General features: G+C 72.6%; 12 protein-coding genes. 8 read left to right on the top strand and 4 right to left on the bottom strand.

Features of this window, described 5'->3' with window-relative positions; all coding sequences use genetic code 11:
• Positions 1-32: 32 nt before the first annotated feature.
• A complete protein-coding gene (locus tag ACFYTT_RS26260) occupies positions 33-2,471 on the bottom strand; it encodes a transglycosylase domain-containing protein (protein ID WP_176095453.1) in 2,439 nt (812 codons plus the stop codon).
• Positions 2,472-2,875: 404 nt separating this feature from the next.
• Here ACFYTT_RS26260 and ACFYTT_RS26255 point away from each other — a divergent pair, with 404 nt between their 5' ends.
• Complete coding sequence (locus ACFYTT_RS26255) at positions 2,876-3,190, top strand: WhiB family transcriptional regulator (RefSeq protein WP_131051593.1); 315 nt, start codon at positions 2,876-2,878, stop codon at positions 3,188-3,190.
• Positions 3,191-3,199: 9 nt separating this feature from the next.
• Here ACFYTT_RS26255 and ACFYTT_RS26250 read toward each other — a convergent pair whose 3' ends face one another.
• Genes ACFYTT_RS26250 through ACFYTT_RS26240 form a run of 3 tightly spaced genes read right to left on the bottom strand, consistent with a single transcriptional unit; the run spans position 3,200 to position 6,002 of the window.
• A complete protein-coding gene (locus ACFYTT_RS26250; RefSeq protein ID WP_176095452.1) occupies positions 3,200-4,351 on the bottom strand; it encodes an ArsA-related P-loop ATPase in 1,152 nt (383 codons plus the stop codon).
• Between the two features lie 53 nt (positions 4,352-4,404).
• Entirely contained in the window at positions 4,405-5,382 is a 978-nt protein-coding gene (locus ACFYTT_RS26245) for an ArsA-related P-loop ATPase (protein WP_131051591.1), read from the bottom strand.
• Positions 5,383-5,408: 26 nt separating this feature from the next.
• Entirely contained in the window at positions 5,409-6,002 is a 594-nt protein-coding gene (locus ACFYTT_RS26240) for a hypothetical protein (RefSeq protein ID WP_176095450.1), read from the bottom strand.
• Between the two features lie 327 nt (positions 6,003-6,329).
• On the opposite strand from ACFYTT_RS26240, the gene ACFYTT_RS26235 reads away from it, so the two are divergent.
• From ACFYTT_RS26235 to ACFYTT_RS26205, 7 genes are all read left to right on the top strand, one after another.
• Positions 6,330-6,806 carry a hypothetical protein gene (locus ACFYTT_RS26235; RefSeq protein ID WP_131051589.1) on the top strand — a complete coding sequence of 159 codons (477 nt, stop codon included), beginning with the start codon at positions 6,330-6,332 and terminating at the stop codon, positions 6,804-6,806.
• A gap of 62 nt (positions 6,807-6,868) precedes the next feature.
• On the top strand, positions 6,869-7,024 hold the full coding sequence (locus tag ACFYTT_RS26230) for a DUF4177 domain-containing protein (RefSeq protein WP_013736319.1): 156 nt from the start codon (positions 6,869-6,871) through the stop codon (positions 7,022-7,024).
• A gap of 4 nt (positions 7,025-7,028) precedes the next feature.
• Positions 7,029-7,490 (top strand): RidA family protein, encoded by a 462-nt coding sequence (locus ACFYTT_RS26225; protein WP_131051588.1) that lies wholly within the window; start codon positions 7,029-7,031, stop codon positions 7,488-7,490.
• Positions 7,491-7,605: 115 nt separating this feature from the next.
• Positions 7,606-8,430: an MBL fold metallo-hydrolase gene (locus tag ACFYTT_RS26220; protein WP_176095449.1), complete on the top strand. Its 825-nt coding sequence runs from the start codon at positions 7,606-7,608 to the stop codon at positions 8,428-8,430.
• The gene (locus ACFYTT_RS26215; protein WP_176095448.1) at positions 8,427-12,044 is read left to right on the top strand and encodes an adenylate/guanylate cyclase domain-containing protein; all 3,618 of its coding nucleotides are present in this window, start codon (positions 8,427-8,429) and stop codon (positions 12,042-12,044) included. The genes ACFYTT_RS26220 and ACFYTT_RS26215 overlap by 4 nt, the downstream gene beginning before the upstream one ends.
• A 144-nt stretch (positions 12,045-12,188) precedes the next feature.
• Positions 12,189-12,632, top strand: coding sequence for a hypothetical protein (locus ACFYTT_RS26210; RefSeq protein WP_131054420.1), 444 nt, complete (start codon positions 12,189-12,191; stop codon positions 12,630-12,632).
• Between the two features lie 31 nt (positions 12,633-12,663).
• Positions 12,664-14,133, top strand: a complete 1,470-nt coding sequence (locus ACFYTT_RS26205; protein WP_387263054.1) for a serine/threonine-protein kinase — start codon at positions 12,664-12,666, stop codon at positions 14,131-14,133.
• Positions 14,134-14,135 lie beyond the last annotated feature (2 nt).

The raw sequence follows: 14,135 nt of genomic DNA, 5'->3' as shown, positions 1-14,135 counted from the left end.
GCCCGCCCGTTCGCGTGCGGTCTCAGCGGTGATCAGCCGCCAGGTCTGCCCGGCGGTCGACCGGGACTGCTCGGCGTACCACCCGGAGGGCCGTTACCGGCGTTGCTTCCGCCACCACCGGCGCTGACCAGGATCGTCACGATCCCGTTCTTGATGGTGCGACCGTCAGGGCTGGTGCCGGCCGCGGTGCCCGCCGCGCATTCCGAGGTGACCCGGTTGCTGGAGACGACCGGCTGGAACCCGGCACCGGAGATGCGTGATCTGGCCTCGTCGACGGAGAGGCACTTGACGCCGGGGATGCTGCGCTGGTCGCCCTCGGAGATCTTCTTGCCGGGTGGGTCGAAGTTGATCCTCTTCTTGCCCTTCATGGCGTCCCGCAGCGTCTCGTTGACCGGCGGGTTGATGCCGTCCGCCGCGTTGTGCCTCATCTTGACGTTGGTCTGCGGCCAGTCCGGGTCGGCCATGATGCCGGCGACCGCGTACTGCTTGGTCATCGCGACCAGGGAGGCGGTCTTCTCGGAGTCGGTGGTGCCGGACTTGCCGGCGACCGGAGCGTTGACGACGACCTTGGTCTGCGGGGACGTCCGGCTGCTACCACACTTGGTGGTGGGGGAGTTGTCGCCGACCGGGCAGCGGGCCGCGTCCACGGCCGCCCGGGCCACGTCCGTGCTGATCCGCTTCTCGCAGCGCGGGTTCGCCACGTCCAGCTTGTTCTTGTCGAGATCGCGGATCTCCTGCACCGGGGTCGGCTCGCAGTACTTGCCGTCGGCGGCCAGCGTGGCGTAGGAGTTGGCCAACTCCAGCGGGGTGACCTGCGAGACGCCGAGCGTGAAGGCGCCCCACTGGTTCGCCGACTCCTTGGTGCGCGCGAGGTCCGCGTCCTCGCGCTCCCGGAACTGGATGCCCAGGCGCTTGGCCACGTCCACCACGTTCGCCGCGCCCACCTGCTGTTGCAGCGGGACGAAGTACGTGTTGGTCGAGGCCGAGAAGGCGCTCCACATGTCCTTCACGCCACCGGGCTGAAGGTTCGAGTTGGTCGGACAGTAGAAGTGCGTACCCTCGCAGGCGGCCGGGCTGCTGGGGCTGATGATGTACTCCGACTTGAACTGCTGCGGCGCGTTGATGGTGTAGCTGAGCGGGATGCCCTTCTCCAGCGCGGCCACGATCGTGAAGATCTTGAAGACCGAGCCGGCCTGGTAGCCGGTGATCCCGTCACCGCCGGTCAGCAGCGGGTTGACCGTGTTCGGATAGTTGCCGAGCTTGCCGTTCCCGCGTTGCTTGGGGTCGCTGTGCGGCAGGTTCTTCGGCTTGTTCGGGTTGTCCAGCTTGAAGTTGCGGTTGACCGAGAGGGCACGGACCCGGCCGGTGCCGGGCTCGACCACCGCGATCATCGCGGCTTCCTTGGACTTCACCGACTTGGCCTTGCGGACCGCCCTGTCGGCGCCCTCCTGGGCCTGCTTGTCCAGGGTGGTGATGATCGTGTAGCCGCCGCTCTTGAGCCGCCGCTCCCGGTCGTACGTGGTCGAGCCGAACGTCTCCTGCGACATCCACCAGCGGTAGAAGTAGTCGCAGAAGAAGCCCCAGGCGTTCTTGTTCGTCGCGACGCAGCCGTTCGGCGCCCGCTTGCCCTTGACCACCAGCTTGACGGCCTTGGCCTTGTCGGCGTCCTCCTGGGTGACGGCACCGGTCTTGACCATGTTGTCGATCACGTAGTCGCGCCGGGCGACCGCCTGCGGGTAGCCGCTCTTGGTGGTCGGGTCGAACGAGGTCGGCGCCTTCACGAGGCCGGCCAGCATGGCGGCCTCGTCGACCGTCAGGTCCTTCGGCGGCTTGCTGAAGTAGACCTGGCTGGCGGCGTAGACGCCGTACGCGCCGTTGCCGAACGCGGCGAGGTTGAGGTAGCTCTCCAGGATCTGGTCCTTGGTGAGCGTCTTCTCGATCTGCAACGCGTAGTTCATCTCGCGCAGCTTGCGGGCGCTGGTGTCCTCAGTCGCGGCGACCACGTCGGCCGGGTGCGTCGCCGAGTACGCGATGCCCATCCGGACGTACTGCATGGTCAGCGTCGAGGCGCCCTGCCGGTCGTTGCCGGCGGCGCTGTTGTTGACGAAGGCGCGGGCGACGCCGTTGAGGTCGACCCCGTTGTGGTTGTAGAAGTCGTGGTCCTCGGCCGCGATGATCGCGTTGCGCATGTTCTCGCCGATGTCGGCGAACTTGATGTCCCGCCGGTTCTCGTCGTACATCGTGGCCAGTGGTGTCTTCTTGTCGGACGCCAGCAGGTAGCTGATCTGGGGGGCGCGGGACACCGTCAGTTCCTTCGGCAGCGCGCCGAAGGTCTCCGCGCCGGCCTTGGCGGCCAGGCCAGACATCGCCACCGCGGGGAATGCCGCTGCGGCGACCACTACGCCGGCCAACAACCCACAGATGAGCAGCGATGCGGCGTTGGTCAGAATGTTGTGGTCACGTTTCCGCATCCAGGTCACCTCGACAGGGTACGCGAACAGGTAACGAGGGGCGCTGGGGCGTCTTTTCCCCATTTCCTGCGCGCGCCGTCCTCGTTGTGCTAGACGCGTGGCACCGGAGATCTGGTTGCGTGTGATCCGTGCCGAGTTTCCTCCGCGTGGGGGGTGGCGCGCAGCGTTTTCGCGGACTCGGGCGGGGTAAGCGGGGGCCCCGAGCCCGAGAAGCCGGGAGTGTCCGGAATGATGGATTTAGCCGACAACGTTGCGTAATCGGGTGACTACAGAGCATGATGGTTGCGGCGACAGCGCCACATGTCGTCTGTGCCGCCTTGGGGTAAGGCGTGCCGGATGACCGGGGGGAATTGCCGGCTGACCCGCGACGGCGTCGGTAGTACTGCAAGGGGGGACGAGTACAGATGGGCATGATCACTGACTGGCCGTCGTTGGCGGCATGTCAGAACGGGGACCCGGACGCGTTGTTCGTACAGGGCGCCGAACAGAACGTGGCCAAGCGGATCTGCCGGAGTTGCCCAGTCCGCTACGAGTGCCTGGCCGACGCGCTGGACAACCGCATCGAGTTCGGCGTCTGGGGCGGCATGACCGAACGCGAACGCCGGGCACTGCTGCGTCGGCACCCGCAGGTCACCAGCTGGCGCAAGATGTTCGAGGCGGCGATGAAGAAGAACGCCAAGGACAAGGTCGGCAAGGACAAGATTCTCGCCACCACCTGACCGGCACGGTCAGGAGCGGCCGATCGCCGCACCGATCGTCCGCAGCCCGTCGACGTCGTGCACGTCGGCGGGCTGTGCCGTCACCGAGACCGCCGGCACCTGCGGAAACGCCTCGGTGAACCGTGCCGCCACACGCTTCTCGCGAACCGCCTGCTCGGACAGGGCCGCGTGGGCCCGCAACACCTCGACGACGCCCTCGTGGCCCCCGGTCGAGGCCAGCCGGTCGGCGGCGGCCCGGCTGGCCGACGCGTCCAACCCGGTGTCGGCCGGGCGGTGCACTCGGTTGAGCACGAGACCGGCCAGCGGCATGTTCTCCTCCCGCAGGCGTCCGGCGAAGTAGGCGGCCTCCCGGACCGCGTCCGGCTCCGGGGCCGCGACCAGCAGGAACGCCGTCTCGTTCGCCTGGAGGATGCGGTACGTCTGCTCCGCCCGCTGCCGGAACCCGCCGAACATCGAGTCGAGCGCGGCCACGAAGCCGGACAGGTCGGTCAGCAACTGCGCGCCGAGGATCTTCTGCACCACTCGGGAGAACATCCCGAACGAGGCGGTGACCAGGCTGAACATGCTGCGCCCGCCGGTCCGCGCCGGGGCCAGCAACAGGCGCAGCATCCGTCCGTCGAGGAACCGGGACAGTCGGGCCGGCGCGTCCAGGAAGTCCAGCGCCGACCGCGACGGTGGGGTGTCCACCACGATCAGGTCCCAGTCGCCCCGTGCGTGCAACTGGCCCAGCTTCTCCATCGCCATGTACTCCTGCGTACCGGCGAAGGTGGAACTCATCGCCTGGTAGAAGGGGTTCGCGAAGATCTCGGCGGCCTTCGTCGGGTCGGTGTGCGCGAGCACCACGTCGTCGAAGGTGCGCTTCATGTCGAGCATCATGGCGTGCAACTCGCCGCCGCTCTCCTCGACGTCGATCCCCTTCACCTGCCGGGGCGTGTTGTCCAGCTCGGTCAGGCCGAGCGACTGGGCCAGCCGGCGGGCCGGGTCGATGGTGAGCACCACCGTACGGCGACCGTGTCGCTCGGCCGCACGGAGTGCGAGCGCGGCGGCCGTGGTCGTCTTACCCACCCCGCCCGCACCGCAGCAGACCACGATCCGTACGCCGGAATCGGCCAGGATCCGGTCGACGTCCAGCGGCGGTGCGGCGTTGTCGGAAGGCACCATTCGAGCGTATCGGCCCGACCCGGTCCGCGCGGCGGGCCGACGTCAGGTGTGAGTCAATCGCCCTTCACCAGGGCTGCGGCGAGCACGTCCAGGCCGGCGCGGTCCACCCCGTCGGGCAGCAGGGGCAGCTCCACCAGGGGCACGTCGAGTTCCGCCAGATCGGCGCGGAGCGAGTCCTCCAGATCCCGGCGGACGGCCTGGTCACGTGCCTCGTCGCGCAACCCGGCGAGGACGCGCCGGTCGGCGGACAACCCGGCGGCGCGCAGCCCCCGCTCCAGTTCCGCCTCGGTGACCATCCGTCCCGCCGGCAGCGGCGGCCGGGTCCCGTTGACGATCACCCGGCCCACCCCGAAACCGAGCGAGGCCAGCTCGGCGATCGCGTCGACGGTCTCCTGGACCGGCATCTCCTCCAACAGCGTCACCACGTGCACGGCGGTCATCGGCGACCGCAGCAGCACCGAGACCCCCTCGCTCTGGGTCTTGATCGGGCCGACCTTGGCCAGCCGGGCGGTCTCCGCGGTCACGTTCAGGAAGCGCGCGATCCGGCCGGTCGGCGGGGCGTCCAGCACCACCGCGTCGTACACCCGCCGTTGCTCGACCCTGCGGGTGGTGGCCTCCTTGACCTTGCCGGTGAGCAGCACGTCGCGCAGGCCGGGGGCGATGGTGGTGGCGAAGTCGATCGCGCCGAGCTTGCGCAGCGCCCGGCCGGCGGCACCCAGCTTGTAGAACATGTCCAGGTACTCCAGCAGGGCCTCCTCGGCGTCCACCGTGAGCGCCCACATCTCACCGCCGTCCGCCGCGTCGGCCAGACGCCGCTCGGCGTACGGCAACGGGTCGGTGCCGAAGAGCTGGGCGATGCCCTGCCGCCCCTCCACCTCGACCAGCAGTGTGCGCCGCCCACCGGCGGCCAGGGCCAGGGCCAGGGCGGCGGCCACGCTGGTCTTGCCCGTGCCGCCCTTGCCGGTCACCACGTGCAGTCGGGCGGGCCACTCCGTGCCGGCCCGGTCGGCCGGGCGCTGCGCTGCTCCCACCGGCCGAGCCTATCCAGCCGGCCGGCTCAGGCGACCTCGCAGACCCACCAGCCGCTCTTCCGGATCACGGTGAAGCGCAGGTCCTGGTCGGCGATCTTCTCGTCGGCGGTGGTCACCGTCACGGTGGTGGTGACGGTGGCGCGGTCCCCGGTCTCGTTGTCCACCGTCGGGGTGTCCCAGCGGAAGCGGGGGCTCTGGTGGGCCGCCACGTACTGCTCGACCTCGGTGACCTTGGCCCGGATCCGGTCCTGGTCGCGTGCGCCGGTGCAGACCAGTCGGGCCGCCTTGGCCGCGTCCCGCTCCTGGTAAACGGCGGTGAGGAACTCGTCGACCGCGACCGACGGATCCTGGGCACCCTCGCCGGACTCGGCGTTGCGCACGGTCAGGAACGCCACCACGCCGCCGCCCGCGCAGAGCAGCAGCACCACGGCCAGGGCGATCGAGGCCACCATGGCGCCACCCCGTTTGCGGGGTGGCGCGGTCGGTGGCGGGTACGGCGGACGGCTGCCGGGCGACGCCGTGACCGGTTCCGGACCGGCCGGCGAGGAGGGGGCGACCGGTGGGCCGGCCGGCAGCGGGTCGGTGGGGCCGGTCGGGCCGCCTGCGGGTGGCTGGGTCATCGCGTACCCCCGGGTGCGGCGCACCGTCGCGCGACAGCGACGGGCGTGGGATTGGGGCGGCCGGGCCGTGCGCCCGTCCAGACGGGAAGGGTAGCGGTCCATCGGTGGGGTGCGGGGGTCCCGGTGTCACCTGTGCGGACGGCGCCATCAGTTTCCTGCTGGTGGGGTGTCGCAAATGTGACGAAAGGCCGCCGGGCGTGCGCGTCCTGTTGATGGGACCGCCGCCGCCGCCCTACCGTCGCTCCGGCACGCCCTGACTGGGCTGGCCGCAGCGGTGCCGGACCGGCCGGCGGCGCCGTGACCAGGTACGACGCCCGGAGGCAGTGCATGCGCGACATCGACAACACCCCCCGAGCCCAGTTCTCCGTCGGGGGGCGGCGGGGCAGCCGGACGGCCGGCGGCGACCCCTCCGGCCGGTTGCCGGTCAACGAGCGGTCGTACCGGCGTCCCGCCGACCCGGTCGGCATGGTCGAGCCGGCCGGTGGGCGGGACGACGAGGTTCCGGGCTACGTCATCCACCTGCCCGTCCGGGTGGCCGACCTGGCCGCCGCGACCGCGCTGGCGGCCCGGGTGGCGACCTCGCTGAACTTCCTGCCCGAGCTGGACGCGGGGGAGACCGAGGTGTCCACCGCCGACGACCAGAACAACCGGCACCGGGTCTTCTGCGACCTGCTGCTGCCCGACCGCACCCGGTGCCCCCAGCCGTACGACCACAAGGGGCTCTGCGGGGACGTGTCGATCGCCCCCGAGCAGCGTCCCGCCACGGAGCAGTGGCCGACCTCGGAGCAGCGTCCCGCGTCCTGACCGGCCGGCGGACCGTAGGCTGTGCCCCGAAGTGTCCATGCCACCGAGGGAGCTCTCCACCGATGCAGAAGTGGGAATACGCCACGGTCCCGCTGCTGGTCCACGCGACCAAGCAGATCCTCGACAACTGGGGTGAGGACGGCTGGGAACTGGTCTCCGTCGTACCCGGGCCGAACCCGGAGCAGCTCGTCGCCTACCTCAAGCGCCCGAAGGCATAAGGCCGTGAGCAACGGACCGCACGGGAAGTTGGCGGAACTCGGGCTGGAGCTGCCGGAGGTGGTCCCGCCGGTGGCGAGCTACGTCCCGGCGGTGCAGTCCGGCCAGCACGTGTACGTCTCCGGGCAACTCCCGATGGCCGAGGGCAAGCTGCTGGCCACCGGCAAGGTCGGTGCCGGCGTCTCCGCCGACCAGGCCAAGCAGCTCGCCGAGCGGTGCGCCCTCAACGCGCTCGCCGCGATCGACTCGCTGGTCGGCCTGGAGAACGTCGTCAAGATCGTCAAGTTGACCGGCTTCGTGGCCAGCGCCCCCGGCTTCACCGGTCAGCCCGGCGTCATCAACGGAGCGTCCGACCTGTTCGGCGCCGTGTTCGGTGAGGCCGGTCGGCACGCCCGGTCGGCCGTCGGCGTGGCCGAGCTGCCGCTGGACGCGCCGGTCGAGGTCGAGGTCATCGTCGAGGTCGCCTGACCGCACCGTCGCGATCTTGTGGTTCCGGCCGGACGAAGGCCCCTAACGAGGGCGAATCGGGGACCAGAACTGCAAGATCGCGGAGGTGCGTGCCCGGGGTCGTACGATCGCAGCCATGGGAGGGCATGTGACGGGGGCGGTGAGCGCCCTCGCCAGCGAGTTGCCGGAGTGGGTGACGCTGCTGCGGGCACCAAATCCGGGGCCGATGACGCTGGACGGCACCAACACCTGGCTGCTGCGCGCCCCGGGCGCGGCGTACGGCGTCGTGGTCGACCCGGGGCCGGCCGACGAGGACCACCTGGCCGCGATCGCGCAGTGGGGACCGGTCGGCCTGGTGCTGATCACCCACGGGCATCCGGACCACACCGAAGCCTCGCCGCGCCTGCACGAGATGCTCGGCGGTGCACCGGTACGCGCCGCCGACCCGGCGCACAGCATCGGCGGTCCGGCACTCGATCCCGCCGGAGACGTGGACGGGCACGGGCTGACGATCCGGCTCGTACCCACCCCCGGGCACACCGCCGACTCGGTCTGCTTCCTGGTCGAGCACGATGGCCGGCAGGTGGTCCTGACCGGCGACACCATTCTCGGGCGGGGCACCACCGTGGTCGCTCATCCGGACGGCCACCTCGGCGACTACCTGGCCAGCCTGGAACTGCTCGCCACGTACCGGGGGATCCCGGCGTTGCCGGGCCACGGGCCGGCGCTGGCCGACTGCGGCGCCGCCGCCGACTTCTACCTGGCCCACCGGCGGGCCCGCCTGGACCAGGTCCGGGCGGCGCGCGACGGTGGGGCGCGGACCCCGGCCGAGGTGGTCGCCGTCGTCTACGCCGACGTGGACCGGTCGCTCTGGTGGGCGGCGGAGTGGTCCGTGCGCGCCCAACTGGAGTACCTGGGCCGGGAATCCGAGGGTGACGCCGCGAGGTTGGACCGACCGTGACCTGCCCGGTGTGCGGAACCGTCGCCGTGCCCGGCGCCCGGTTCTGCCACAACTGCGGCGCCGCGCTGCCGGCCGCCGCCACCCTGCCCGCCGCCGAGCGGCGGGTGGTCACCGTGCTCTTCGGCGACCTGTCCGACTTCACCTCCTGGTCCGAGGACCTCGACCCGGAACGCGTCGGCGCGGTCACCGACCGCGTGCTGGCCGCCCTGGCCGGCGCGGTGAAGACCTTCGGCGGGCACGTCGACAAACTCACCGGTGACGGGATCATGGCGGTCTTCGGCGCTCCGGTCGCGCACGAGGACGACGCCGAACGCGCCGTCCGGGCCGCCCTGTCCATGCAGCGGGCGGTCCGCCGGGTGCTCGACGACGAGCGCGGCGGCGGTGCGCCGCTGGGGCTGCGAGTCGGGCTGAACACCGGTGACGTGATCGCCGGCATCCAGGCCGCCATCGAGTACACCGTCATCGGCGACACCGTGAACACCGCCGCACGGCTGGCCGACGCCGCCGCCGTCGGCGCGGTCTACGGCGGGGCGCGGACCGCGGCGGCCACCCGCCACGTCGCCAGCTGGCGGGCGCTGCGGCCGTTGCGGCTCAAGGGCAAGCGCGAGCCGGTCGAGGCGTACGAGCTGCTCGGCCTGCTGGATGCGCCGGGCACCCGTTCCGGCCTCGGCGACGAGGCGCCCTTCGTGGGCCGGGAGACCGAGATCGGCCGGGTCGCCGGCCGGCTGGCCGAGGTGATCGACCGGGGCGAGCCCCGGGTGCTGCTGATGACCGCCGAGGCGGGGATCGGCAAGTCCCGGTTCGCCGCCGAGGTGGAGCGCCTGGCCGCCGGTTACGACGTGGGAGCCGGACGGTACGCGGCACACACCGGTGCCCGGGTCCTCTCCGTACGCTGCGCCGCGTTCGGCGAGCGCCGTCGGCTCGCCCCCCTGGCCGACCTGGTGCGCGCCGCCGCCGGCCTGCCCAACGACACGGCCACGGCGGTCACCCGGGCCGCCGTCGAGGAGCGGCTGCGCCGCCTCGGGCAGCGCCTCAGCCGCTCCCGCACCGCGCCCGCCCCGGTCGCCGTCGACCAGTTGCTGGCCCTGCTCGGGTACGCCGAGCTGCCCGCCGCCGCGCACACCGACCAGAGCGAGTGGACCGCCGCGCAACCGCCACCCGACGCCGAGGCGGTGCCGAACGCGGTGGCCGCCCTGCTGAGCGCGCTCGCCGAGGAGGCGCCGCTGATGGTGGTGGTGGACGACCTGCACGACGCCACCGCGGAGACCATCGGCGCGCTGGAGATCACCCTGTCCCGGCTCGACGGGCCGGTCCTGGTGCTGCTGCTCGGGCGGCCGGAACTGGTGCGTACCGCGGGCACCCTGGCCCGGGTCGCGGACGCCGAGGTGCAGCCGTTGCCGCCGCTGCGCGGTGCCGACGCGTCCCGCCTGCTCACCAGCTACCTCGGCGGCGGGCGGCTGCCGCAGGCCGACGCCGACCGGCTGCTCGCCACCGCCCAGGGCAACCCGTTCTATCTGGCCGAGCTGATCACCCTGCTGATGGAGCGCGGCGCGCTGACCGCCGGGGCGCGCAACGACTGGCGGCTGGCCCCCGGTTCGCTCGGCAGCCGGCTGCTCTCCCGTGACCTGGCGGCCGTGCTCGCGGCCCGGATCGACGCGCTGCCCGCCGAGGCCCGCTCGGTGCTGCGGGACGCGGCGGTGGTCGGCGACACGGTGCCCGACGGTGCGTTGCAGGCGTTGCGCGACCAGCGGGCCGGGCGCGACGGTCGACCCGCCGCCGTGGTCGCGCTCGAACTGGACCGGGCCGTGGAGGAACTGCTGCAACGCCGCATGCTGCACCGCACGCGCACCGGGTACGCCTTCGCCACCCCGCTGATGCGGGAGGCCGCGTACGCCGGGGTCAGCAAGGCGGAGTTGGCCGAACGGCACGCCGCGCTGGCCCGGTGGGCGAGCCCGGCGGCCAGCGTCACCAGCGGCCTGGGCGGCCCCGACCTGGTCGCGACCGGCACCACGGTCGGTCCGGGCGGTTTCACCGAGGCGGCCCGGGACGACTTCGTGGCGCAGCACGTCGAGCGGGCCACCGCGTTGGCCGACGCGGTCACGTTGCGTCCGGACGCGCCGGCCCGGGCGGTCGCCCCGCTGGGGGTCGCCGCGCTCGGCCGGGCCACCCGGCGCGCGCTGCACGAGGGCGAGCCGGCCCTCGCCGTCGAGTACGCCGAACGCGCGGCCGAACTGGCCCGCGTCGACGGCGTACCGGCGCAGGACCGGGTGGTGCACGCGCGGGCGCTGCTCCAGGTCGGGCGGGTGGCCGACGCGCTGGCGTCGGCCGAGAAGATCGCCGCCAACGCCGGGGACCAGGCGACCACCCGGATCAGCGCGCTGCTGCTCGCGGGGCAGGCCCAGCAGGCCATGGGTGACCTGCGGCGGGCCGAGACCTGCTGGCGGGAGGCGTTGCAGGTGGCCACCGACGCGGACCTGCCGAGCCTGCGGGCCTCGGCGATGCGTCGGCTGGGCATGGCCGACTTCCTGGCCGGCCGGCTCGGCGAGGCGAGCAGCCGGTTGGCCGCCGCGTACCAGGTCAGCCTGGCGGTGCAGGACCGTCGGGGGCAGGCGTGGTCGTTGCAGAACCTGGCCTGGGTGACCACCACCCGGGGCGACTTCGCGGGTACGGACGCGGTGCTCGGCCGGGCCGCCCGACTCTTCGCCGAACTCAAGGACCCGTACGGGCGGGCGTGGCTGCGGGGCACCACCGCCTTCGCCCGGCTGCTGGCCGGTCGACTGAGCGAGGCGCGTCGGCTGGCCCGGATCTTCCTGCCCTTCGGGGAGCGGGTCGGCGAGGCGTGGGCGGTGGGCACGCTCCGGGCGGTCGACGCGTACGCCAACGCGGAGCTGGGCGAACTGCTCGACGCGGACCGGGAGGCCCGTCGGGCGTACCGCGAGTTCGCCGCGGCCTCCGACGAGTGGGGGCAGGGGTTCGCGCTTGTCGTCCGGGGTGTGGTGGCCCGTGGCCTGGGCGAGCCGGAACACGCCGCCGACCTGCTCACCGACGCCCTGGAGTACGCCGGTCGGACCGCCCATCCGCTGCTCACCGGCATGGCCGGCACGCTGCGCGGCTTCGTGGCGCTGGACATGGGCGACGTGGCCGGTGCCGAGCGGTACGCGCGGGCGGTGCTGACCAGTGTGGAGCCGCACAATCCGCAGGCGCCCGCGCAGGTGGGGCCTCGGGTGCTGCTGGCGACGGCCCGGTTGGCAGCCGGTGACTCCGGCACCGCGGTCGGCCTGCTGGCCCCGGTGGCCACCGCCGCCGCCACCTCGCCGTCGCTGTTGTTCTCCCGTCGGCAGTCGATGGCGCGTTACGCCTCGGCACTGCTCGCGCACGGGCAGTACGAGCAGGCGTTGGACTGGGCCCGTCGGGCGGCGGGCACGCCGGCCGAGGACGTCCGCAGCCAGGTGGTCGCGGCCCGGGTACGCGCCGAGGCGTTGGCTGCCTGCGGCCGGCCGGCGGAGGCGTTGACCAGTGCCGAGGAGGCGGTCCGTCTGTCGTTCGCCACCGAGCAGCGCAGCGAGCGCGCCGACGCCGAGGCGCTGTACACCCGGTTGCGCGACGGTCGCTGAGCCGACCCGTCGGCCTGCCGACGTGGTGCGGTGGGGCCGGGTATGTCGGTTCCGGTGATGTGGGCTGTCGGGGCCGACCGATAGCGTGCACGGTGCACGCGGCGGTCAACATGGGCGGTCGTGCCGTCAAGGGGGAGGGCTCAGATGAGGCTGCCGCGCTCGGTCGCCGGCTGGACGGTCGCGGTGTTCGGCGTGTTGGCGCTGGTGATGGGTGCGGTCGGGCTGATCTGGCCGGAGGTGCTGCTCGGGATGCTCGGCTTCGAGATCCCGGCGACCCGGGCGCCCGGCGACTACACGGGCGTGTTCGTGACCGCCTCGTCGATGGCCTCGTTCAACATGGGGGTCTACTACCTGCTCGCCACCGCCACCGAGTGGCGCGCGTTCTTCCGCTTCACGGTGGTGTTCCGGTTGGTCACGTTCACCGTGTTCACTCTCGCGGTGCTGGCCGACGTGGCGCCCGGCCGGTTCTTCGGCGTGGCGGCCTGGGAGGGTGTGGGCGCTCTGGCCACCGCCGCCGGCCTGTGGTGGGACTCCCGACGCGCCGCGCAGACCGCGCCGGAGCCGTCGCCCGCCGATGCGGTTCACTGAGCCGCCGGTCCAGTTGGGTATTTTCGAAACCGTGACCGACACCCCGCCCGGCGCCCTGCCGACGCCCATCGTGCCTGGTCTGACTGATTTGCGGGTCTTTGCCCGAGGGGGCTATGCGACCGTCTACCGGGCCACCCAGATCTCGGTGGACCGCGAGGTCGCGGTCAAGGTCGAGAACCGCACTCTCGCCAGCGACCGGGACCAGGCCCGCTTCCTGCGCGAGGCGCGTGCGGCCGGTCGGATGTCGTCGCACCCGCACGTGGTCGACCTCTTCGACGTCGGGGTCACCATCGACCAGCACCCCTACCTGATCATGGAGCTCTGCGACGGGTCGTACGCCGAACGGATGCGTACCTCGCCGCTGGGCGCCGCCGAGGCGCGGGACCTGGGCATCAAGATCGCGGACGCGCTCGCCCACTCGCACGCGGCCGGGGTGCTGCACCGCGACGTCAAGCCGGCCAACATCCTCTACTCGCACTTCAACTCGGCGGTGCTGGCCGACTTCGGGCTGGCCGTGGTCGCCGAGATGCGTGACGCCACGGTCGCCCTGGAGGTGCTCACCCCGGCGTACGCCCCGCCGGAGATGTTCAGCCACAGTCCGCCCTCACCGGCGGTGGACGTCTACGCGCTCTGCGCCACGCTCTACGCGGTGATGCACGGTCGGCCGCCACGCTGGCAGACCGAACGCAACCCGAGCCTGGTCACCGTGCTGGAGATGTTCCACCAGCCGGTCCCCGGCATCCCCGGGATCCCGGAGGAGCTGCTCGACGTGCTCCGCGCCGGGATGGCCAACGACCCGGCGGACCGCCCCTCCGTCGTCCAGTTGCACGACATGCTCGTCGGCCTGCAACTGGAGGGTCTCGGCCCGCCGAGTCCGCCTATCGGCCTGCTCGGCGGCGGATACCACGGCGGTGTCCGGGCGGCGGGTGAGACACCCGACGCCGGGGACACCGGCGCCTCCACCGAGCGCGGCCGGGGACGGCGCTGGTTCCTGGGTGCCACCGGCGTGGTGGCGCTGGCCGCCTCGGCGGGCGTCGGTGCCTGGGCCGCCGGTGGGCTTCAGTCCGGCCAGCCCACCGCCCCGACCCGGCAGATCACGACCGGCGTGCACCGTCCCGGCTGCGCCGCCCTGCCCGAGGCGCTGCCGGAGGGCGCCCGCTGCGCGGAGGAACTGGAGTGCTTCGGCCCGGTGCAGGTGCGCGCCCAGCGGGCCGAGGCCAGCCAGGTGCCGTGCGACACCCGGCACACCTGGGAGAGCTACGCCGCAGGGGAGTTGCCCCCCACGCTGCGCGACGCCGACCACGACGAGATCGTGGCGGATCCGGCCGTCCGCAAGATCTGCAACACGGAGACGTTCCGCCTGGTCAGCGGCATCGACAAGCCCACCGGGTGGAACCTGGAGGTGCTGCCGCCGGCCGACGCGCAGAACGACGCGACCTACCGCTGCCTGGCCGGGCGCGGGCTGGACGGGCTGGCGTCCCCCACCCTCACCGGGAGCTGACC

Origin of the sequence: Micromonospora sp. NPDC003816, from assembly GCF_042874705.1 — a bacterium.
In the GTDB taxonomy this organism is placed as follows: Bacteria; Actinomycetota; Actinomycetes; order Mycobacteriales; family Micromonosporaceae; genus Micromonospora.
This window is presented reverse-complemented; position numbering and strand designations above follow the sequence as displayed.

Excerpts from the sequence above, each read along its gene's own strand:
- ACFYTT_RS26260 (WP_176095453.1), bottom strand. The coding sequence starts at position 2,471 with ATGCGGAAACGTGACCACAACATTCTGACCAACGCCGCATCGCTGCTC.
- ACFYTT_RS26255 (WP_131051593.1), top strand. The coding sequence starts at position 2,876 with ATGGGCATGATCACTGACTGGCCGTCGTTGGCGGCATGTCAGAACGGG.
- ACFYTT_RS26250 (WP_176095452.1), bottom strand. The coding sequence starts at position 4,351 with ATGGTGCCTTCCGACAACGCCGCACCGCCGCTGGACGTCGACCGGATC.
- ACFYTT_RS26240 (WP_176095450.1), bottom strand. The coding sequence starts at position 6,002 with ATGACCCAGCCACCCGCAGGCGGCCCGACCGGCCCCACCGACCCGCTG.
- ACFYTT_RS26235 (WP_131051589.1), top strand. The coding sequence starts at position 6,330 with ATGCGCGACATCGACAACACCCCCCGAGCCCAGTTCTCCGTCGGGGGG.
- ACFYTT_RS26230 (WP_013736319.1), top strand. The coding sequence starts at position 6,869 with ATGCAGAAGTGGGAATACGCCACGGTCCCGCTGCTGGTCCACGCGACC.
- ACFYTT_RS26220 (WP_176095449.1), top strand. The coding sequence starts at position 7,606 with ATGGGAGGGCATGTGACGGGGGCGGTGAGCGCCCTCGCCAGCGAGTTG.
- ACFYTT_RS26210 (WP_131054420.1), top strand. The coding sequence starts at position 12,189 with ATGAGGCTGCCGCGCTCGGTCGCCGGCTGGACGGTCGCGGTGTTCGGC.